This window comes from Rhizobium favelukesii (genome assembly GCF_000577275.2).
Taxonomy (GTDB): Bacteria; Pseudomonadota; Alphaproteobacteria; order Rhizobiales; family Rhizobiaceae; genus Rhizobium; species Rhizobium favelukesii.
This window is the reverse complement of the sequence record NZ_HG916852.1, coordinates 593,224-611,360: the sequence shown is the minus strand read 5'-3', so window position 1 is coordinate 611,360 and position 18,137 is coordinate 593,224. Positions and strand designations below refer to the sequence as shown.

The following is an 18,137-nucleotide window of genomic DNA, read 5'->3' as shown; positions in this document are numbered from 1 at the left end:
CCCGAGCTGCCGTCAGAGAGGGGGGCCGCAATGAAAAAGCCCGCTTCATTCGCGAAGCGGGCAGGCACAGGGAAGAGAAATCAGGCTCGGGCTAGCAGAGAGAGGCCAGCAATCTCCGCAGAGGACCGTGGCCGTTGGTGTTGCTCAGCGTGTCGAAGATGTTCGCGTCGGAAAGTAAGATGACTGCCTTCGAGTGCAATTCGTCTGCCGTCTTGCAGCGGTAGGAGATAACATCGTCGGACAGATCCATGTAGACGTCCCATTCTGGGCTGTCGCCGGCGCGGTCGCAATCCTCGTCGAACTGCGCTTCCCAGACGCGCTTGGCATCCATGTAGCGTGCAATGAGGTCGCTCAGCATCTGCCTTCCTCCCCACTGGCGTAACAAGTCACGCGATCGAATTTTGAAGATGCAGCAACCAACATAGCGGCGTGAGTGCAGGCGATACGCTGAAGCGAGGCGACTTTGTCGAGTTCGACGATGCGGCTGCCATCCTGCCTGACGTAATCCATCTCGTGCATAACGTCATAGATCGCCCGCAGGAGCTGTTCTAGGTCGCCAAGCTCGTAGACGAGGTCCGACGGATCGAGAGGTTCGTTTGGCTTCATTTCAGCTCCTCCCGGATCTCGTCGAGACGCTCACCTACAACCAACAGCTTGTTCTCGATCTCGTCACAGACTGCCTGGATGGCGTTAGTGTATTCAATAGTTCCAATGCCGCAGGCGGCAAGGAAGACGGCTTCGTTGAGGAAGCGAACGCTAGACAGGATGTCCTCGACGTCGCTGATCTTGCGTGACACGAGAGAAGGTGACGTCATTGTGCGCGCTCACCATCAACGGCCGCAAAGAATGCTCGCTCGAGGCGGTTGGCCCGGCAGATCACGTCATTCCATGCGAACGACAGCATGTTCATCTGGCCGTCTGTGAGCCAGATCTTGAACACTTCCTGCCTGCTCTGGGCGCCGGTGTCTACGTCAACGAGATTGTCGTCGAGCATATCACCAAGGATGTTGATCATGCTGCGGAGGCAGCAGACGTCATGTTCAAGGTCGCAGAACGCGCGGACGATCTGCTCGTCGGTTGGGGTTGGCTTCGGCATAGCTTCGCCGGCAGCCGGAATCGATGGGGTCGGCATGCAGTGAACTCCTATTTAGGTTTAGAAACTAGTTATCTATTTTCAGTAACCCTAATCCGATTTTAACCATTGTCAACGCATATATGGTTTTGATACCTATATTTCTAATTTTGAGAAGGGGTTTTCGAATGCTTACAACGGGAAATCAACTAAAGGCAGCGCGCGCGCTAGCCGGATTAGAACAGAAGGAAGTTGCCGAAATGGCCGGGGTGAATGTGAACACGATCCGGAACATGGAAGCCGCGGGCAGCGGACAGATTGCAGGTAGGGCGCAGAATGTTCAGACGGTTCAACGTGTCCTGGAGGAACGAGGCATCGAGTTCTTAAACCACGGACAACCGGGTGTTCGACTTGTTGGGAATAAGCACGTAAGTTTACGGTGAGCCGAGGCCGAAAGAATGAGCGCACCACTAGACGAAGACCATCGTCCGTTCACGCCGAAGTCGCTTGCAGAGCGCTGGCTGTGCTCGGAACGTCACGTCCGGAATATGCTCGCCGCGGGTCAACTCCCGTATTTCCGCTTGGGCGGTAAGCTGATCAGGATTAAGTGGGCCGACGTTGACCACTTCGAACGAAATCAAGGCTCCCGCGGGGAGTAGGGCCGAGGGTGGAGAGGATTGTGCCGAAGAAACAGCAAGATCCAGCCACAACAGACGCTGGCCGCGCCGAGCCACCAGGAGAACGCCCACGGATCGAGGTGAGAACCTATACAATCGACCGAAAGGGCAAACTGGAAGAGATTACCTGCTATCCGGTCGACTTCTATGGCTCGTGCCCTGTCGTTGGCGACACGATCCTATCCCCAAATTACGCAAACAATGACTTTTACGTGTACGAGGTCGAGCGTCGGTTCTTCGTGGAGGAGACGCCCATATTCAAAGGCTGGGCACTTATCCTCAAGGAAGTCGATTCGAGTGGCTTTCCACGGCAGCTATGGGAAGAATGGCACGAGGCGTCCAAGTTTTGGGATGATGTAGCGGAAAAGGAAGCTGAGAAGTATTACGCGCGGCTTCTGAAAGAGACCTTGAGGACGGCAGACGAAACGGCCTCCCTGCCACGGAACAACAAATGAATTCTCTCCTAACTGCGGAGGCGGCGGCAAAACTGCTGACCATCTCAACAAAGCAGCTCCGTGACCTCGCCATCGCGGGTGAAATCGCATTCGTTGACGTCGGGCTTAGTAGCCGGCCTAGCCGACGTTATCTGCTGGCAGACATCGAGGAATTCATAGCCAAGAGGCGCACGACCGTGACGCCAGCATTGGTAGCGAAGGGGCGCCGGCTGGCTTCAGTCGCTCGCCAGGATGAGGTTCCCGATTTCCAGAAGATCCTTTCTGATAGAAGGGCGGAAAAGAAAAAGGCCACAGAGGATCGCCTTCGGAAGCGTCGGGAAGACGCTTTGAAGATCAACGCAAACCGAAGCAAGAGTGGCGCCGGCAGTCTGGGGAAATGAAGACGAGGACGGAGAGGAAAACTGTGACCCGTAAGGTGTTTGTCACGCAGCAGCTGTCGCTTTGAGGTCTCGCGCGCTACTCATTCCAACGGGCTTGCACGACCCCATCGAGAGCCTCGATCGCACGACCGAGAGCCCGGTGATTGATGTTCTTCCCAATCCAGCCGCACCGTCTGAAATAGGAACCGGTCTTGGCTGCCTTGTCCAAATCCCGCATAGACCAGCGGATCTCAAAGCAACGCCGCCGGACCTCATCCAGCCCTGGTATGCCGGTCAGCTTATATGGGCGCCTGTAATCTCGTCGAGATCCGTGATATCTGGCTACCTGTTGAATATTGTCCCAGATGGAATGCGGGAAGGCCTCACAGATTTCGGCGACGGAAGCCCCTCCCCGATACATTCGCTTCAACTTGCTGATCTCTGCGGCTGACCATATGTGCTGGGACTTCTGCTTCAGCCCCATTCTGCGGCATTGCGCGGCAATCGCGATGCGTGTCCGCTTGGGAAGCTTCTTTCGAATGGCGTCAAAGTCAGGGCCGATTTGCCTGATTACCTCACGTTCCCGATCCGTCCAAAGGATGTCGCCATTCATATTCATCCCGGCGCGCTCCATCCTGGCTCTCGCCCGCTGTGCGCTTCTGGCATTATGAGCGTAGTGGGCAAGTGACACAGCGCGGCCCTCCTGACGTCAGTTCACGTCACAAAATCACCAGCCGCCAATCACAATCTCGATTTTCCACGCTATCCACAATTCCGCTGATTTCGGAGAAGCTTGACGGACGTAGGGATTGACGCCATCTATCTGACGCTTCGGGCGGAGCGACAATAACATCCACGACATCATGCGGCTGTCGGCAACCTCTTCAAGGAGAGGCCCCTGTGCGCACGCCCCAATACCAGCCGAAATATCTCTGGAAGCCGACATGGACGGGAGAGACCGGCCTAGACGGCAAACCGCTGCAAGATTTCCAAGCCTGGGATGGGGAAGTGCCAGTCGGCCGCATCAGGTACGAAGACGGCGGCCCGAAGAGGGAGAAGTGGCAATGGAGCGGCCACGGGCCGGAGGTGAGAGAGCGTCTTATGCCTCACCAGGGATTCGAGCCTACGGCTCGGGAAGCTTCTCGAATGGCCGAGGAATATTATGATCGGCTTATGGCGGCCAACGGCCTGAAAGGTAAGGAATAACTCGTAACCGCTGCTGAGACGCAGCGGCGGCGGGATTGACGAATTTGCCTATGTCTCGTCATCGAAAGGATCTGGAAACACGCGCCTGGCGATGAAAATCCCGTAGATCTTTGCTTTTGGAAATCTCGCAGACAGCACTGTATGCATAGCTCGATAATGCGTCCCAGCTGTAAGGACATCATCTACGATAGCGATCGACGTCGGAGCGGGCCCTGATACTGTTTCGTCTATCTGATAAACGGCCAACAAGTCTTCAACGGTTAGCCGCTCACCTTCGTTCATCTCATGTGAGGCAGTGGTGGACTGCGTTTGCTTTACGAGTTTCCTAACATCAAAGTTAGCGCCCACCCCTCGGCATATCTGCTCGATTCGATCGTCGTAATCAGCGTGACCTTCAACCTTAGAGCACGGAGTGGGAACCATCGTGCCTGTCGCAAGCCACTTTGGGTTCAAGACTTTTTTGAGGGCCTCGGTGCACTGTCGGATTGCTACGCCTTTATACCGATACGCAGCAGATGAAGACGTGCTCGGCTTCTTTTTTAAGTTGCTGATCAAGTTGTTGGTCGCGCTGAAGTCGTAACGTCGGCGCGAGGTATACTCAAAAAGGTAATAGCAAGTGTCCGAAGCTGCCAACCGGGTGTGGTCGCCGCGTGTCGTGTCGTCGATTAGAGAAAGAAGAAGATCAGCCAAGCGCGTCCCAAATATCGTCAGATGAACGCACGCGAATTGCTCCTTCAGCCGCAAATCGAGATGGCCAAGTTATGTCTGTGCGGTTGAAACAAGAGTCTAATATGAAGAGCTTACGACCCTGATGTATCGCAGCGCGAGCTTGTGTCAGGGTTCCGGAGGTCTCGCCAGCTTCGACAATGATGGTGGCTTCTGTCAGAGCGCTCATTGTCACATTCCGCTCTGGGAAGAAAAGACGATTTTGAGGGACGGCCTGTTTCCCATACCGAAGGACAGGAACCTGCGAGATCAGCAGATACTCCCGGGCGATGAGCGCCTGCATCTCGGCATTCTCTTTCGGATACGATACGCCAAGCGGCGTCCCGATCACGGCGATGGTTTTTCCGCCTCGCTCGACTGCTGCTGTATGAGCGGAAATATCAATCCCTCTAGCCAAGCCTGAAACAACGGTGAAGCCTCGATCGACGAGCTCTCGTGCTAGTCTCGCTGCGCGCCGCTTGCCTTCATCAGTAGCCTCACGGCTTCCCACGACAGCGACTGATCTGGTTTCGGTAAGTTCCCATTCCCCTTGGTAGTAAAGCACCTCAACCGGGTGCTTGGCATCACGAAGCTTCTTGGGATAGTCGCCGGCATGATTGATTCGAACCCCGAATTGATGCACGCCTGCCTTTTTTAAGGTCTTCATAACGTCGTCAGCACATGACATTGCGACCTGCGCTGAGACAAAATCAGACGGAAGAGCGGTAGGGTCGGAAGCAAATCGATCTGCTAGAGTCTTGAAGGTTGCTCCTTTTTCCAGCCATAGCGCCTCGTAAGCGCCAAGCTCCCGTCTGGGAGAGATGGAATTTGCCGCCGGTCCGTCGGCGGCTCGGGACAGCCACATATTGAACCTCCAATGCGAAGAGTTTCGCCCGTACAGGCCTCACATGTTTGCAACTCCACCAGAGTAGAAGGAGTTGCGACCTGTGCAAGCCCTACAGTGAGCAATACACGAATGTAAAGCCTATTCAGCGTGGCTTGTTCCACGCTGGTGCTTGATCGATGTGAGCCAAGGGCAGTGCAACGATAGTGAGAGGGGTTCGGTTCAAACCAGCTCATAGACTGCAGCGTTGTCCTGCACTTCTCTCAACCCTTTGTATGAAGAGTGCCGCAGCTTCCCGTCATGTGTCCAGGCGCGATACTCGATCTCGGCAATCAGCGTCGGCTGCACCCAGACCACTCGGCGCCGTCCGCCGTATTCGATCGGCGACGACTTCCGCTTGATGCGGTCTAGCGTCGTACGTAGATGCTGCGCGGTAAGCTCGCTGAAACCAGTGCCGACCGAACCGACATAGACCAGCTTGCCTTCTTTGCGGGCCGCTAACAGCAAACTGCCGATCCCGCCGCGAGCCGAGAGCGAATGCTCGTAGCCGACGATCATGAAGCTGTCGCTCTGGACGCACTTCACCTTGATCCAGTCACCGAGCCGGCCCGAGCGATAGGTGCTATCCTTATGCTTCGCAATGATGCCTTCGAGGCCGTGCTCGTAGGCCGCAGCGAAAATCTCGCGACCGTCACCATCGACTTCATCCGAGAGGCGGATTGCGCCTTCCTCGTTCCGAAGGAGCGATTCCAGGAAGAAGCGGCGTGACGACAACTCCATGTTTCGAATGTCATGCCCATCGAAGTAGAGAAGGTCAAACGCGAACATGATCGCGTTGCCGGCCGGCAGCTTGCCACCGCGACCCCCGAGGGAGTTCTGTAACCGTCCAAAGTCCGGCCTGCCCTCTTCGTCGAGCACGACGGCCTCGCCGTCCAGGATGGCCGTGCCGACGCCAAGTCTCTTGGCCGCCTCCTCGATCCCGGGAAATCTATGCGTCCAGTCATGGCCGCCGCGGGTGAGGATCCGGACATTTCCATTGTTCAGGTGGAGGGCGATCCGATAGCCATCCCATTTCACCTCATAGGTCCAATCGGGACCGATTGGTGGACGCGGCTTGAGAAGCGCAAGGCATGGCTCGATGCGAGCCGGCATTGGATCAAGGGGGAGTTTCGGCTGGGAAGGGTCACGCGGCTTTCGTGCGCGCGAACGGAGCGGCTGAGCGTCGGCCTGTAGAGGCTGGGAACGTGGAGCCCTGGCCATTAGCTGGCCTTCTTCATCTCTGCCATGTCATCCGGAAGGACATGCATGCCCGCCTCGTGAGCGGCATCGACAAAAGCTGAGCGTGCCGTCGCGGCGGCGACATACCACTCCATCGCCTCAATGGATCGCATGAGGGCGCTATGGAATTTTTCCCCTTCGCAGCCTGGCCATTTGCTCAGAAGCATTCGCGCGAGATCCTGAACGGTTTCGGCATGTCGGTACTGATCGACGCCATCGATCTCGACGTCCAACGGCTTTATGAAAACGGGAAGATCTTGGTCCATTTTCGAAACTTCTTGACAAGGCAGAATCAACAAATGGCGACGTGATTCGTTTCGTCTAGGTGAGTCGAAAAAAAATATGCCGATGGAACCGTGGGAGACTATTTGGAGTTGAATAATCGCCTTGGGTAGACCCACCCCGAGGCCGCGTAGAACTTGCCCCGCGCTTTGCGGGGCATTTTTTTGCGATCGTGTGGAGCGAACAGGGCTACAACTGCGCCTCTACGTAAGAATCCAAGAATTCCCAGCGCATGTCGAAAGTAGCGCGCGCTAAGTCGTAGTGGGCATCGAAGCGCCGGATAATGGCAAGCTCGAGCTCGTCATCCATTTCGCGAGCATCAAAGTCAAACTCGGCGCCGACATAATTTCTAACTTCTCTCAGCCCGAATGAACGCTCAAAGTCCTCTCGCATCACCTCGACGAATTGGTTGGTGTATTCCAGGATTTGATCATCTGTCGGTCTTGGCATCCCGGCTTTATACCATCGATTCTGCCAAGCGGCACATCCACCCACAGGAAACCCAAGTCCATTAGAAGTCGTCTTCTGCCCATTGACTGACGGTTGACCACGGATGCACTGGCAGCTGTTGTCGAGGCGGATCGAGGAAGGTCGGTACGAGGTTTCGTCCCGGCCTTTTTTCTTTTTCCGTGAACTAGTGGACGGCCACCGATGTTGCTGCACTGAAGGCAGGTGCGGATATCGAGCAGATGCGCCTCTTCGTAGCAGGCGCCTACGATATGGGTTCCGGGGCGCCGATGGGTCAGTTGGAAGTCGCAATGGATTGCAATGGCTTGCGCGAGTTCCAGAGAGGTCCTGCCTTGGCAAGCCACAAATGTTCAGAACAGAAACACAATTGTCGAGAACAATGTTCTAAACAACAGGAATGCTTTACTACTAACCAGACAACATATTACTTGATTGAGCCAACTCGCCAGATTGCGGACTTTTTCGACTTGTGCTATAAATTCTCGATGGAGGCTCTTCTAACCAGGGTTTTAACCGGAGATGAGCAATGGCCACAATTCTACATTTCGGCGAGACGGAAATCGACTTTCTAGAGGTTGCAGAGCTATGGCCTCCTGCATATGGCTCCTTTTACGAGCACAATGGTGCACAGGAGCGTGTCGCCGCCGCACTGCGATCAGGTACTCTATTACTGCTGAGAGATGAGGACACACGCATACTTATAGCAGCCGCAGCAATTGATCTGCTGACTTACTCGCCGCATATGTTTGTGCCCTTTGTGTTAGTTCGTGCTGGAGTCCAGAACGAGTCGAGCATTCGCCGGCAGCTAAACGCACAGATCCTGCGGTTGGCGCTCGTCAGGGGCGTCGAGAGACTGATGTTTCACATCACAAAAAATGACGACTATAACAGAACCGTTGCTGAAATAAGCCAAGAGCTAAAGAAGTCAGGCAGTAAGATAAATATTGAAATAGCTGGTGATATTGACAACCTGTATGGCGACGGTCGCACAATATCGACAGTTTCGCTGTTTATTCAGCCGGAAGAAAGGCCCGATTTAACGAAGAACATCGTTCGCGAATCAAACGAATTTTATAAGACTGTCCTGAGGATGGGCAAGAAAGAAGCGCTTGCCGCCATACTTGGCACTTCTCCGTCAGCCACGGGATCGTCGACGAGCACAATGGCACTAGTTGGCGGCGGGACGGGCGGCTTCGGGGGTGCCCAGGCGGCGTGCTGCAGTGGGTGCAACGAGGACAACAAAACAGACAAGGCGGGTAATTCGAAGGATGGAAAGGAGTCAGGGAAAGACGGCAAAGATAGCAAAGACGGCGCCGACAAAGGTAGCGGGAAAGACGGCGTTGAGCGCCTCGTAAAAATGACACCCGAGAAAGGCGCAATAGACACGCTTGGTATATTTGCCGATTATCAGAAGCTCGGGGTCCAGCAGTTCGACCGCTCAAGCCAAGACTTTCCTTTCTTGCCATTAGCCTAACCGGAGATGCTTCGCTCTATGGATGCGAGCACGACAATACTTGTTGGAACGGCAGGAGATGGGGTTCTTTCCAGCCTTGCGGAACTACTTGCAGAAAGAAACAAAAAAGTATTGTGGGTAACGGACTTAGCAGAGGTTCAAATAAGTGTTCCTATTTGCCACACAGATGGCAAGTTTAGGCTGAAAAAAGGCTCGGAAATATTGACCTTGAACGGGTCAGACACACTAATATTTACAAACTACTATATAGGGGATCTAGAAGACCAATCGGACTCCGCCTATAGGAGAGCGGAGACGTTTGCGTCCTGGTTCACTTTCATGACGTTGTTTCAAGGTCGTGCCATAAACCGTCCACATACCCTCACGCCGCCACTGTACTCGGACCCGCTCCTGGCCCGCATTGTTGCGCGAGCTCTTGGAATTCCGACGGTAGCAGATCTGGTGAGAGGCCCAGGAAATTCTGACGTGGCCGAAGGTTTGCACGCTCAGACGGACTTGGCGAGTGGAGTTTCGCTGTGGAGTTCTAGCGCAGCAGACTTGGGGCGAAGGATCGTGTCTCACATTGATTACTCCCCAGATGCGCAGCACTACATTGTCGTGAGGCTGCCTGGTGAGACACAGCTCCTGTCGTACAGTAGCATAGATGGCTGTCGGAGTGAGCACCAAGGTTCTGCTGAGGCCGTCATCAAATCAGCAGAGGGCGTGTGTGAGGCTTTGGGCCTCGAGTACGCATACCTGACATTTATCCAGCATCATGAAGGCTGGCAATTCACGAAGCTATTTATGGACCCGCCTCCGGTTTTCGATGAAAATGTTCTCAGCTCCATCACTCTACAGCTCGCGAATTGCCTAGACCATGAGTAGATTTAACCTCTTAGTGATTGGTTTCGCTGGTGATCACACGATCCGACATGTTTTGCAGTGCCTAGCCGGGCACGATTATGAGTTTTTGGAGTTGTTCGAATTTTATGCGACGGGCGAGGTTGATTTGGATACCGCGGCCCATCGCCTGACTATCCGTTGCTCAGACGCTTGCTTAAATTTGTCAGACTACAAGTGTATTTATCAACGACTTCTACATCCGGGAAAAAGCGAATCATTCGGCGTCGTTCCACGTATTCAGCAGGCCCGGTTTCGGGCGCTCGACCTCGCGATAGCGTCTTGTCAGTCGAGAGTCGTAAACAATTTGTACGCCGGCTGGGAGAATAACTTCAAGCCGCTTCAAACTTATCTGTTGGCAGAAGCAGGATTCACAGTACCGCGCTCCCTAAGCACGTCAATAGCAGAAGATTTCAAAGCATTTTCACGAAGTCGACCAACGATTTACAAGTCCAACAGTGGGGAACGGAGCGTTGTAGAGGAGGTTGGGAACGTTACACCGGATCGTCTATCAACGCTGCGTCAATGCCCAGTCTTCTTTCAAGAGCGCGTTTCCGGAATTGACGTCAGAGTGCATACCGTGGGTGAGAACGCATTTGGCGTCGCCGTAGAAAGCGGCGCGGTCGATTACAGGTACGTCGGTCGTAGTAGACAGATTGCTCACTTCCGGCCCTATCCCGACATACCGACCACAATTTCGGACCTTTGCGTATCCTACGCCAAGTCTAGAAATATCTATTTAGCCGGTTTCGACTTCAAGGTGACAGAGGACAATATCTGGTACTGCTTGGAAATGAATCCATGTCCTGGATTCGACAGCTATGATCGAGTTTTGGGTGGGGTGATCGGCTCATCTCTGGTCGCTAGCCTGGTCAACTGATGAGCGATTCCCTTCACACTAGGTCGGCTCCGTCGACTGGTCCGCGAGGGCCTACAACATCAGGCCGGCCGTCTGCTCGAGAAGTTCGAATTTATCTTCGGGATGGAGCATCCTCCGCTTGGCGAGATGACGCCTAAGAGCCGCGAGTATCCGGTCGCGCGCCCCCAAGTAACGAGAGGCAGCCGGATTAGCTGCGCGTCGTGCGCAGCTTGGCTTGGTTCTCGACGATCCGATCAACGCGAAGCGTCATGTTGTCAACCGCAGCCTTCACGCCGCTGATTGCTTCCATGATCTGATCCGTCGTCTCGCGGAGCCCGGCCTTGGAAACGTAATGTTCGGCCGTATGGAGCTTGTGCAAGGCAAGCTCTTCGCGCGCTAGCGCTGCCAACGCAGAAGCAGATGCGGCTGCGGTGGCCGCCTCAGTTCGTACGCTTGACCAGCGGCAGGTAATATTCGTTGTAGAGGTCGTCTTCGAGGAAGTCAGCGCACTGCTGCTTGGTGAACTTCATGCCCTTGGTGATTGGCTTGCCGTTCAACTTCGTCTTGCCGTAGCAGATGTCGTAGATCTTGGCGTATGGATCCCAGTGCGCTTCGAGTACGACGCCTTCCCACGTCTCGATCAGCGCCTTTTGCGCAAGAATAACTGCCGGCGGGTGGACTGCCGCAGACGTGTCCTTCTGGCTTTGCCAGCCGCCTACCGCGGCAGCGATAATGGCAGCGGCAATTGCCGCCTTGCCGCGCTTTGTGGCGACTATTTTATTGATTGGCATTCTCTGCCTCCTTGTCGGCCTTTGCCGGTTCAGGCTGCGCCAGCATTCGACCGACGTACGCGCCGCCAAGGAGCAGCAACGTCAGCCACCAAGGCAGGTAGTCGGCCACCGCCGGAACCAGATTGAGGATGATGTCGGCCAGTGCTGCGAGCTCGATGAGACGCAGTGACCAGGCGCGCGAAAGCACCCGGCGCCAGTCGGGGATGAGTTTCATTTTTTCACCGGAAGGTAGGCAACCTACGCCTATTGGCTGAGGCGTCAGCAATGCGTGGTTGTGCTTTTATCGAGCCGACCGAGATGCGGTCAGCTCCTGTTAGTAATGCGTCAGGAAGCCCGCCCACCCCGGCGGGCTCCCTGATGTCAGCAGATCAATCCAAGACGGACGCATCCCGCCATAGCTGATCGAGATCGACGGTGGACATCCCCTGCATGGCGCCGAAGAAATCCACGAAGCCATTCGAACGATTGAAGGTCTGCGCACCAGCAAAGAGCATGCGGGCCTCCCACTCGATATCCTCATCGAGGATCTGGGAGACTAGCGCGTCCAGCGCGGCAGGCAGAGTGCCAGCCGTTACTGCTGTCAAGGCTTCGCCCTTGCTGATCAACTGCCGGTTTGCAAGCACCTGGAAGAACTGTCGTCTCGATATTTCAGCGGGGACGGGGGCCGGAAGGACAGGTGCGGGAGGCGGTATAAATGCGCCGTCAGTGTATCCCCATCCGATTTGGGCTTCATCTTCCTGCACCCACGAAGAAAGGTCTGGCCAGTCACTCGGAAGATCGTCAGCAATGATCCTGTCGACGACTACCGCATTCTCGATTTTACAAAATATCATGATCACCTCGCGCAGAATTGCGTGATTACGACGAGCCCATTGGCGCCAACGCCGCCTGCCTTTGTGCCGCCGCCACTGTAATCGGAGCCGCCTGAACCGCCCGCACTGTATCCGACCGCGGGAGCCCCCGCCGCGCCGAGCAGCAACGGCCCGCCGAACCCAACGCTGTCAGCCGCGTCGCCGCCCTGTCGCATGTAAACAATTGTGAGTGTGGTCCCCGACCGAAATCCGGTCACCCCAGGACATCCAGGCAACGACAGATCGCCCGTCCCCGCGACGCCACCGGCCCCGCCGAGACCAGAACTACCAGCTCCCGCAGCCTTGCCCCCTGATCCGCCCGGAGCAGTACAAAGTGTCCCGACGCTGGACGTCCCACCGTTACCGCCATCGCCCGGCGCGCTCGATCCCGCCGTACCCGCCGCCCCGATGCTCACGGCCTGCGATGCGCCGATATCCGCCTTGCTGGCGATCTTCCGAGACTTTGCACCGGCGCCGCCACCGCCTGCACCATTGATTGTGTTGCTTGTCGTCAAAGCGGCGCCGCCGCCGCCACCACCCGCACCGTAGCAGTCTATGATGCAGTAGATCATGTCAGCGTGAGGGGTGAAGGTGCCCGATGCGGTGAATACGGTCTGCCGGACGACGCCGAAACCTGCAAGTGTCGCGCGCGCGGCGCCCGCATCGGTATCATCAAGAAGGGTCTTCATGTACGCGGTTACGGGGAAACCATCCTTCAGTTTCTTGCCCGTCGCCGTGTCGAAAACCGGTACGTTGCCATCGACAGCCCCGATCGGCCCGACGACATCACCCGTTCCGGTTCCATCAACGCCCTTTTGTGCAAGCAGCTGCCACCAGGTGTTAGACGTCGTCGGCAAGTTGGGCGGCGCGTTTCCGGTGGTCGCCGCGATGGCAATCCAGGTCGATCCATTGTAGAGCACGGAGTCTGTAACCGCGTAGGCCGTTGCGTTCTCATATGCTCCACGAGGATTGACGCCAATCGCACCAGTGGCACCACGCGCAGCCAGCAGGCCCCAGATTGCCCCCGCCATGGGTGCTGCATTGGTGTTGTCGACAAGCGCGATCCAGGATGCGTTGTTGTAGCTGACCGCGTCATCCTTCGCGTACGCCGTCGCGCCACTCCATGCGCCTTTCCAGTTCAAACCGCGCGGCCCGGTGATGTAAGCGGGATCGCTCCAATCTCCGGAAGCTGCCGTTACCTTCGAATAGATAGCCGCCCGTCCGTCCCCGACGTCTGACACGAACACAGCGTATCCTGGAACCTGCAAGTCATAGGCGGCACGATCAGCAAGCGTATCAACCTGCACGTCGTAGTTCACGCCCTGCGTCAGATCCTGCCGGGTGAGCAGGCCCATGGCGCCGGGTCCGACGAAATACGGAACCGTATCGGGTTCGCCATCGAGCCCGGTGAACGCCGCAATGTTACCGTTCATCAGCTGCTGCAGGAGTAGCCTCGTACTCGTCGCCATGCGGGCATTGTCGCTCTGGAGCATGACCTCGTAGGCCGCATCAGTCTGCGACGGGCCAGGCCAGGGGTTAGCAAGCGTCAGCGCGCCGTTGCCCTCGATCGAGGCGATGCGGATGGCATAGCCCTTATGCAAACCAAACCAGTCGCCCGGCAGGATCGGGTTGCCCTCGCCATTCGGGTTTCCCCAGAAGGTGTTGGTGCCCGTCACCGCCGTGCTGCCGTTGGCAACCGATACGGTTCCCTCCTTGTAGGAGGATGGAAGAATTGCGGCCATTACAGCGCCTCTGTCGTTTCGGGTTGATTGCGGGCAAGGTAAAGCTGCCGCTCGAATTCGGCCGCGTTTGTCTCCGCCGCTTGCAGGCGGGCCGTCAGGTCCTCGACGCGCCTTGATAATTCAGCATTGCCTTCGTTGCGCTCATTGACGTCCCGATGCAGGGCGGCCACCTCGTCGGCCTTGTCGTGCAGAAGCTGGGACAGCATCAGCACTCGCTGTTCGAGAAAGCCTTTCTGCGCCGCCGTTTCTACAAGCTGCACCTGCGGCGAGATGATGATTTTGTTCTCTTCAGACATTGCGGCTCCTGGCTAAACGAGCTCATCAAATGCGTACCAGGTCACGGTGTGAGCGAACCGTGTCGAGATTGTAATGACGAAGCTGTTGACGTTGATCGTGGCCCATAGATTCGGGTGACCGGGGACAACCCCGATACTCGACTTGAGCAAGATGAATGGCGGATAGCTATACGACTTCGTCAGGCCGACGTTTGCAGAGCCTGCACCGCCAAAAGTGATCTGCCCGCTGTCCTTCGGAACCATCGGAGCCATCTGCTCGTGAATGGTCAACTGGCTGATGTCGGCATAGCGGGAATCGATCGTCGACATGTTCGTCGCCCGAAACTTCATGACGCCAGCGTCGTTGCCGATAAAAACACGCCGCCCCATTATGCTGTCTCCGGATTTTTGAAGACGACGTAGTAGAGCACCATGTTGCCGTTCACGTTGTTCTGCAGAATGTTGGCCTGCGCACAGATCGTCGTGCGGTTAGGCATCCAGACGCCCGAGAATTGCGGCGTGAACTGGCTGTTGCCGGCGTTGACGTAGAAAGTCACCCCAGATGACGGCCAGTATGCCGAGTTGACGGGAATGCCGCCGGCGTTGTTGGAGGCGTAGACCATGTTCGCGTAGAACTGCGGCTGATAGCCAAGGTCAGCGATCGTCACCGTCGCGTAGTAGACCGTCTCCGACACCGCATTCATGCGGTTCATGCCAACAACGCCGTACGTGAAGAGATCCAGATTCTTGTATCGAGAATCCAGCAAGTACGGCACCGCCACGTTGTCGACGTCGACGCCTGGATGACTGATGTAGACACCCGGCTCGCCTGTCGTGACGTGCGGGCCTATTCTGGTCCGCTTGGCCATTCATCGAACTCCGTAGATCTGCCAGAGAATGTACTCGCACGCGGTCGCACCGTCGGTATCGGACTCCAGGTAGATGCGGTCCTGATAGATGCGCGAGTTGGCGCCCCACTGCGGCAGGTCGTAGTAGGCCTGATATCCGGTGATCGTCGGAAAGCTGCCGTTTGCCCTGAAGAACGCAACGACGCGCGCTGCCGGCACAAACGTATAGGTGCGGCCAAACGGAATCGTGATCGGTGCATTGCTCGCTCCATTGTTTCCGGCTGCCCGCCCCGCCTGCAGCATCGTGCCAGAGAAATTCCAGTTGGAATCGAAAACCTTGTTGCGGTCTCCGATCCCATCCGAGTTGCCTGCATCATAGCCCGGCTTGGAAATAACCACGCGGCCGGGCGTCATTTTCACTCGTACTGCCATCAGTCGTAGATCTCGATCGTTCCGGCCGTCAGGGTGACCACCATCTTGCCGTTGGGGCTTTGAAGAATGCCGGTGTTGACCGTGCCGATATTGGCGACGTTGAGCGACAGCACGCCGGACTGGAAGACGAGCGGGTTGCTGACATTGCCAAGGTCGGATTGGTTGGCGACGACAAACTGCTCGGCGACGACAAGGAAACGCGTCGGCTGCGATGGTGAGCTGGGAACGTCCAGATACCATGCCGCCGCCTTGAAGCTCCCGGAGCCTCCCGCTCGTGCCTCTGCGCCGATACGGGCCGCGTAGCCCGAGGGACCGGCGTTGACTGTCATCCGAAAGTTTGCCGTCGCCACGTCGCCCGTATTGGATGCGGCCGAAAGCGAGGTAATAGCTGACGCCAATGCGTCGCCTTGCTCGTCGATCTGCACCTGCAGCGAGTCGATCGCGGTCGCCACGGTCGTGTCAACGTAGACCTCCAGATCCTCCAGGCGCAGCGCCAGAGCCGAATTCGGCCCGGTCGCGATCGTGATGGCATTGAGGTAGCTGGCCGTGATGCTGCCATTCGTCAGCACCATTTCCGTGCGCAACTGCTGACGCGCCAGGAAGCTGCCGAAATCCTCGTCGGCTTGCAGGCGCGAGATGCGCTGCGCTTCAAGGATCGTCTGACGGGTCCCGTCTCTGATCCAAGCCGTCGCATCGTTGACCAGTTCCTCCACGCCCTCAACGACACCCGGCAGATAGATATCCATATCCGTCAGCAGGACGTTGGGCGTCGTGACCGGGAGCCAGTCGCTCCACTCCATGAGCCGGTCGGGATCGGACGGCACGAGCTGACCGCGTACGCCATAGGCATTATTGGGCAAGAGGTTCTGCGCGATAATGACCGAGCCGACGTCAGCGCGAAGCGTGTTGCCGCGATAGACGACTACGAAGGTTTCGGCATCACGCACCTCCCATTGCACGCCGATGACGCCGATCAGCCCGCCTGGTGAATTATCCCAAACCATGCGGATCGCAGGCCGGCGGCTGTTGCTGGCGTTATCCAGTAGCGTGTACGGCTCGACGAACCAATCGATGATCGGCTGCGGCTGCGGCACGACAGGACCGACAGCCCCATCCACTGGCGGCTGGAATTCGGTTTCCGAATCCCAATCGTAATCTGACGGATCAACCTCGGTGATGTCGACCATCACATCGAGATTGCCGCGGTCGACTGCACCGTCTATCACGAACCACTTGTTCGCGTAGCCATTGCGGACCGATGTCCACTGGATGACCTCGCCGGGCACCGCATACGGCCAGAAGCTTGGCGGCAGGACGATCGTGTGTCGGCGAGCTCGGAGCGCGGCAAGGAGCGCCGACTTCATCAACCGCTGCACCTGCTCGGCATACGGCACCAGGTCAAAAGACACATCAGCCAGGAGTCGTCGGTTACCGTCCTTCGCTTCCAGATCTGGCCGAAGGTAGGGAGGCGCAGTCTGCGTCACCCATCCATTGGCCGGCTCGGGATATGTCCCGTTGATACCGTTGATGGTGTCCGCCAAGCCGTAGAACGGCGTGAAGGTCTGCCCGTCGGTCGACAGGATATCGTCATCCGTGAAGCTGATCGTCGGAGTGCCGGGTTCGCCGACAAACAGGCGATAGACGCCGCCGATCTCGGAGAGCGAGCCCTGGCACGCCGTCAGCAGGTTCTCGACTGTGGCATTGACAGGCTGATCAACGGAGATCTCGCCGCCCGATCGGTATTGGGTACCGTCGCCGGAGACAGAGACGATGACCTTGCGGCACTCGTTGATTGCGGTGATCCAGTTTTGAACCGGCAGGCGGGCCGTCGTCAGGCCCTGCACGCCGTATACCCACCGCGTACCATAGCGAAGGCCGCGCATGATGTTGTAGGTCTGAACCGCCGGGAGCCGGTCGCCATCGCCGCCCCACGTCGACGGGTCGCTGTAGCGCTGAGGTCCGGAGCCGCCGACAACGGTCGAATCCTTCGACGGGTCGTATAGCGGAATGCCGTCGACAACGAAGGTCACAGCCGGAAAGCCGCTGAACATGTTCTTCGTCGCGCGAGCATGCACAATCGCGTAGGCTACGCCGTAGCCGATGCGGTCAACGCCCCACGGGCGCTCTATGCTTTGGCAATACGTGTACAGCGCAGGGTCGGCTGCCGTCTGCTTGCCGTTATAGAACTTGACGTAGAGGTTCGGGCCGCTGTTTTCGTAGTCCGGGATTGAATACCCGAACGCTGTGTTGTTGTTGCCAGCCGGATCATAGGTCACCTTCTTGCCGTCGACCCAGACCTCGACGAGGCCGGTGATCGGCAAGTCTGAAAGCGCGATGACTTGGGTGAACCAGGCGTTCGGCGTATCGCCGTCGTTGCCCCATGTATTCGACCAGACGAGACTTCCCGCGGTCGCATAGCGGCCAAGGATGAACGAGCGCGCCAGGTCGCCGCCGCCCTGTATGTCCCCATTGATGGAGAAGTTCGTGTTGTCTTTCTGCTTGCCGGCGAGAGCCTGAGCGGCGAGGCTGAGACCGACGCCGACAGCGGTACGGAGGGCAAAGGTCCCGAAGGCGCCAAGGCTACCGATAAAGGAGCTGACAGCGGAAAATGTCGCGGCCAGTGCCGTAAAAATTGCCATC

26 protein-coding genes are annotated in these 18,137 nt (G+C 57.0%); 7 read left to right on the top strand and 19 right to left on the bottom strand.

What is annotated here, in order from left to right:
• Positions 1 to 91 precede the first annotated feature (91 nt).
• Genes LPU83_RS41390 through LPU83_RS41375 form a run of 4 tightly spaced genes read right to left on the bottom strand, consistent with a single transcriptional unit; the run spans position 92 to position 1,132 of the window.
• On the bottom strand, positions 92 to 358 hold the full coding sequence (locus LPU83_RS41390) for a hypothetical protein (RefSeq protein ID WP_024318307.1): 267 nt from the start codon (positions 356 to 358) through the stop codon (positions 92 to 94).
• On the bottom strand, positions 352 to 606 hold the full coding sequence (locus tag LPU83_RS41385) for a hypothetical protein (RefSeq protein WP_024318308.1): 255 nt from the start codon (positions 604 to 606) through the stop codon (positions 352 to 354). The genes LPU83_RS41390 and LPU83_RS41385 overlap by 7 nt, the downstream gene beginning before the upstream one ends.
• Entirely contained in the window at positions 603 to 815 is a 213-nt protein-coding gene (locus tag LPU83_RS41380; RefSeq protein WP_024318309.1) for a hypothetical protein, read from the bottom strand. The genes LPU83_RS41385 and LPU83_RS41380 overlap by 4 nt, the downstream gene beginning before the upstream one ends.
• Positions 812 to 1,132: a hypothetical protein gene (locus LPU83_RS41375; protein ID WP_024318310.1), complete on the bottom strand. Its 321-nt coding sequence runs from the start codon at positions 1,130 to 1,132 to the stop codon at positions 812 to 814. The genes LPU83_RS41380 and LPU83_RS41375 overlap by 4 nt, the downstream gene beginning before the upstream one ends.
• An 83-nt stretch (positions 1,133 to 1,215) precedes the next feature.
• Between LPU83_RS41375 and LPU83_RS41370 the strand changes: the two genes are divergently transcribed.
• The 5 genes from LPU83_RS41370 to LPU83_RS41350 all read left to right on the top strand — a co-directional run bounded on the left by LPU83_RS41370 (position 1,216) and on the right by LPU83_RS41350 (position 3,769).
• Complete coding sequence (locus tag LPU83_RS41370) at positions 1,216 to 1,515, top strand: helix-turn-helix transcriptional regulator (protein ID WP_342213981.1); 300 nt, start codon at positions 1,216 to 1,218, stop codon at positions 1,513 to 1,515.
• A 15-nt stretch (positions 1,516 to 1,530) separates the two neighbouring features.
• The gene (locus LPU83_RS75735) at positions 1,531 to 1,731 is read left to right on the top strand and encodes an excisionase family DNA-binding protein (RefSeq protein WP_112334065.1); all 201 of its coding nucleotides are present in this window, start codon (positions 1,531 to 1,533) and stop codon (positions 1,729 to 1,731) included.
• Between the two features lie 20 nt (positions 1,732 to 1,751).
• Positions 1,752 to 2,204, top strand: coding sequence for a hypothetical protein (locus tag LPU83_RS41360; protein ID WP_024318312.1), 453 nt, complete (start codon positions 1,752 to 1,754; stop codon positions 2,202 to 2,204).
• On the top strand, positions 2,201 to 2,584 hold the full coding sequence (locus LPU83_RS41355) for a helix-turn-helix domain-containing protein (RefSeq protein WP_024318313.1): 384 nt from the start codon (positions 2,201 to 2,203) through the stop codon (positions 2,582 to 2,584). Before LPU83_RS41360 ends, LPU83_RS41355 begins: the two co-directional genes overlap by 4 nt.
• Positions 2,585 to 3,463: 879 nt before the next feature.
• Positions 3,464 to 3,769 (top strand): hypothetical protein, encoded by a 306-nt coding sequence (locus tag LPU83_RS41350; protein WP_024318315.1) that lies wholly within the window; start codon positions 3,464 to 3,466, stop codon positions 3,767 to 3,769.
• A 48-nt stretch (positions 3,770 to 3,817) separates the two neighbouring features.
• Here the strand turns inward: LPU83_RS41350 and LPU83_RS72765 are convergent, their stop codons facing one another.
• The 5 genes from LPU83_RS72765 to LPU83_RS41330 form a co-directional block, all read right to left on the bottom strand.
• Positions 3,818 to 4,459 carry a hypothetical protein gene (locus tag LPU83_RS72765; RefSeq protein ID WP_024318316.1) on the bottom strand — a complete coding sequence of 214 codons (642 nt, stop codon included), beginning with the start codon at positions 4,457 to 4,459 and terminating at the stop codon, positions 3,818 to 3,820.
• Positions 4,452 to 5,339: a DNA-processing protein DprA gene (locus LPU83_RS41345; RefSeq protein WP_029710433.1), complete on the bottom strand. Its 888-nt coding sequence runs from the start codon at positions 5,337 to 5,339 to the stop codon at positions 4,452 to 4,454. The genes LPU83_RS72765 and LPU83_RS41345 overlap by 8 nt, the downstream gene beginning before the upstream one ends.
• Positions 5,340 to 5,540: 201 nt before the next feature.
• Positions 5,541 to 6,578: a non-homologous end-joining DNA ligase gene (gene ligD, locus LPU83_RS41340; protein ID WP_024318318.1), complete on the bottom strand. Its 1,038-nt coding sequence runs from the start codon at positions 6,576 to 6,578 to the stop codon at positions 5,541 to 5,543.
• Positions 6,578 to 6,862 (bottom strand): DUF982 domain-containing protein, encoded by a 285-nt coding sequence (locus tag LPU83_RS41335; RefSeq protein WP_024318319.1) that lies wholly within the window; start codon positions 6,860 to 6,862, stop codon positions 6,578 to 6,580. Before LPU83_RS41335 ends, ligD begins: the two co-directional genes overlap by 1 nt.
• A 205-nt stretch (positions 6,863 to 7,067) precedes the next feature.
• The gene (locus tag LPU83_RS41330) at positions 7,068 to 7,328 is read right to left on the bottom strand and encodes a hypothetical protein (protein WP_024318320.1); all 261 of its coding nucleotides are present in this window, start codon (positions 7,326 to 7,328) and stop codon (positions 7,068 to 7,070) included.
• Positions 7,329 to 7,872: 544 nt separating this feature from the next.
• On the opposite strand from LPU83_RS41330, the gene LPU83_RS41325 reads away from it, so the two are divergent.
• Both LPU83_RS41325 and LPU83_RS41320 read left to right on the top strand, forming a co-directional pair.
• A complete protein-coding gene (locus LPU83_RS41325; protein WP_024318321.1) occupies positions 7,873 to 8,820 on the top strand; it encodes a hypothetical protein in 948 nt (315 codons plus the stop codon).
• 856 nt (positions 8,821 to 9,676) lie between these two features.
• Positions 9,677 to 10,579, top strand: a complete 903-nt coding sequence (locus LPU83_RS41320; protein WP_024318323.1) for an ATP-grasp domain-containing protein — start codon at positions 9,677 to 9,679, stop codon at positions 10,577 to 10,579.
• Positions 10,580 to 10,766: 187 nt separating this feature from the next.
• Here LPU83_RS41320 and LPU83_RS41315 read toward each other — a convergent pair whose 3' ends face one another.
• From LPU83_RS41315 to LPU83_RS41270, 10 genes are all read right to left on the bottom strand, one after another.
• Complete coding sequence (locus LPU83_RS41315; RefSeq protein WP_244656134.1) at positions 10,767 to 10,937, bottom strand: hypothetical protein; 171 nt, start codon at positions 10,935 to 10,937, stop codon at positions 10,767 to 10,769.
• A 61-nt stretch (positions 10,938 to 10,998) separates the two neighbouring features.
• The gene (locus LPU83_RS41310) at positions 10,999 to 11,349 is read right to left on the bottom strand and encodes a glycoside hydrolase family protein (protein WP_197901945.1); all 351 of its coding nucleotides are present in this window, start codon (positions 11,347 to 11,349) and stop codon (positions 10,999 to 11,001) included.
• Positions 11,336 to 11,563: a DUF7940 domain-containing protein gene (locus LPU83_RS41305; protein ID WP_024319032.1), complete on the bottom strand. Its 228-nt coding sequence runs from the start codon at positions 11,561 to 11,563 to the stop codon at positions 11,336 to 11,338. Before LPU83_RS41305 ends, LPU83_RS41310 begins: the two co-directional genes overlap by 14 nt.
• Positions 11,564 to 11,717: 154 nt before the next feature.
• The gene (locus LPU83_RS41300) at positions 11,718 to 12,182 is read right to left on the bottom strand and encodes a hypothetical protein (protein ID WP_024319033.1); all 465 of its coding nucleotides are present in this window, start codon (positions 12,180 to 12,182) and stop codon (positions 11,718 to 11,720) included.
• A gap of 2 nt (positions 12,183 to 12,184) precedes the next feature.
• Entirely contained in the window at positions 12,185 to 13,942 is a 1,758-nt protein-coding gene (locus LPU83_RS41295) for a hypothetical protein (RefSeq protein WP_024319034.1), read from the bottom strand.
• Positions 13,942 to 14,238, bottom strand: a complete 297-nt coding sequence (locus LPU83_RS41290) for a hypothetical protein (protein WP_024319035.1) — start codon at positions 14,236 to 14,238, stop codon at positions 13,942 to 13,944. Before LPU83_RS41290 ends, LPU83_RS41295 begins: the two co-directional genes overlap by 1 nt.
• Positions 14,239 to 14,250: 12 nt before the next feature.
• Positions 14,251 to 14,607 carry a hypothetical protein gene (locus tag LPU83_RS41285; protein ID WP_024319036.1) on the bottom strand — a complete coding sequence of 119 codons (357 nt, stop codon included), beginning with the start codon at positions 14,605 to 14,607 and terminating at the stop codon, positions 14,251 to 14,253.
• Positions 14,607 to 15,086 (bottom strand): hypothetical protein, encoded by a 480-nt coding sequence (locus LPU83_RS41280; protein WP_024319037.1) that lies wholly within the window; start codon positions 15,084 to 15,086, stop codon positions 14,607 to 14,609. Before LPU83_RS41280 ends, LPU83_RS41285 begins: the two co-directional genes overlap by 1 nt.
• On the bottom strand, positions 15,087 to 15,479 hold the full coding sequence (locus tag LPU83_RS41275; protein WP_024319038.1) for a hypothetical protein: 393 nt from the start codon (positions 15,477 to 15,479) through the stop codon (positions 15,087 to 15,089).
• A gap of 17 nt (positions 15,480 to 15,496) precedes the next feature.
• A complete protein-coding gene (locus tag LPU83_RS41270; RefSeq protein ID WP_037069018.1) occupies positions 15,497 to 18,136 on the bottom strand; it encodes a phage tail protein in 2,640 nt (879 codons plus the stop codon).
• Between the last annotated feature and the right edge of the window lies 1 nt (position 18,137).